Below are 1,699 nucleotides of genomic sequence, written 5' to 3'. Positions count from 1 at the left end.
TTCATGCTGAGTCGCGGTGTTCGCCATCGTTGTTCGGGGTCCCACCATCGTGGTCCGCGGACCTGGGGGATGCCGTGGTTCATGCGGATCTCCCACCCGGAGGTGCTGAGGTTGCGGTGGTGCCACCAGCACAACGGGACACCGTTGTCGGTATGGGTCGGGCCGCCGTGGGCGTGTTCGGTGACGTGGTGGATCTCGCACCATGACGCGGGCACGTGGCATCCGGGGATCAGGCATTCCTTGTCGCGGGCGATGATCGCCCGCCGTTGATGCACGGTGAACACCCGGTCGGTGGTCGTGATCCCGATGATGCGTCCCTCGTCGAACAGGACCCGTTGGATCGCCCCCGCGCACGCGACCTGCGCGGCGACCGAGACGGGGACGTGGGCACCGGATCCGGGGATCGTCGCCCACCCCGTGTTGCCGCTCGCCCCGACACCGACACCAGCCCCGGCGGTGCCGGACCTGAACGTGGCGCCGGGTCCGAAGGCTGAGCCCGCGGCGTGGGCGGCGTGGGAGGCGAGGTCGTGGGCGTCGACGTTGACGACGAGGACCGGTGATGCCCCACCGAGAGTGGGCATGTCTTTGTGACGGGCAGCGATCACCACCACCGCCGCGAGAGCGTCATGACGCTTCTGGGCCGCAGTGCGGTCATCGATCACGCACCGCGGATCTGAGTTGAACGGATCAGCGCCCTCGGCGTCCGCATCAGCGTCAGCACCGGAGCCGGAGCCGGAGTCGGAGTCGTCATCCGCGCGAGCGTCTGAAGGATCTGCGTCGGCATCGTCGCTGGGGGCGAAGTGCACCCCCGGCATAGGCGGCCCGTCACCTTTGGGGTTGAGGAGCGCGTCCATGATCAGCAGGAACTGCGCGGCGACCTCGGGGGTCAAGTACCCGCGGATCGCGTGCACGCCGTCCGTCAACCGGCCGATCGTGACCCCCGACGCCGCCGCGCGTCCTCATCCTTCGGTTCTTCCCCATCCGGGTCGAACATCGACGCGAGATCCTCCGCCAACGCCTTCAAATCCTGCGTCGTCGGCGACGGACCATCCACGTCACCATCCGCATCCGGCTCCACATCCGGGTCGTTTTCGTCATCGAACACGACCCCGTGCCCGCGCGCGCACCCGGCCAGCGCGACGTCCGCGGCCAACCGCTGGTCGACACTGATCCGGTCCCAGACCTTCTCGATCGGCCCCGTCGCCGCGAGAAACCCCGCAACCCCGACCACCCCGTCGAGCAACGCGACCCGCATCTCCGGCCACCGCGCCGGCACCCTCTCCCCCGCCAGACTCACCGGACGCCGCACCCGATCCACAACCCGGTCAACCAAGGTCGCACCCCGCGCGTCGACCAACAACGTCCGCTGCAACAACTCGTTCATGCCCCGACAGCCCGCCGCGTGAGGGAAATCCCCCATGTCACCGGTCGCGACCGTCTCGACCACCACCGCCTCCACCCGACGGAACGCCGCCCCCGCCGCCTGCAACACCGTGATGCGCTCCGCATCAGACAACCCCGCCAACACGTTGTCGGACAGCACCGCATCGAGGTCGGTGAGGACCCGACCCAGAAGCTCCGCGGTGCTGTTCATACCCATAGTCAACCCGGGACCACCGACATTCGAACCCCGAAACCCGCCCGAACAACCCCAGATCAGACACGCATTCCGGCCTACCAGAATGCTGCGACGAGGAGG

Annotated in this window: 2 protein-coding genes; both read right to left on the bottom strand. The window is 68.3% G+C overall.

The genetic code is table 11. From position 1 onward, the window contains the following. Positions 1 to 923, bottom strand: a 923-nt coding sequence (locus tag J7E68_RS06860) for an HNH endonuclease signature motif containing protein (RefSeq protein WP_215171100.1), incomplete at its 3' end; no start/stop codon positions are given. Further along, positions 920 to 1,594 (bottom strand): hypothetical protein, encoded by a 675-nt coding sequence (locus J7E68_RS06855; RefSeq protein ID WP_215171098.1) that lies wholly within the window; start codon positions 1,592 to 1,594, stop codon positions 920 to 922. The genes J7E68_RS06855 and J7E68_RS06860, both read right to left, overlap by 4 nt. Between the last annotated feature and the right edge of the window lie 105 nt (positions 1,595 to 1,699).

It is taken from the genome of Microbacterium sp. ISL-103 (genome assembly GCF_018613995.1).
GTDB lineage: Bacteria > Actinomycetota > Actinomycetes > Actinomycetales > Microbacteriaceae > Microbacterium.
The sequence above is the reverse complement of the archived record's forward strand: the minus strand, read 5'-3'. Positions and strand labels throughout refer to the sequence as shown.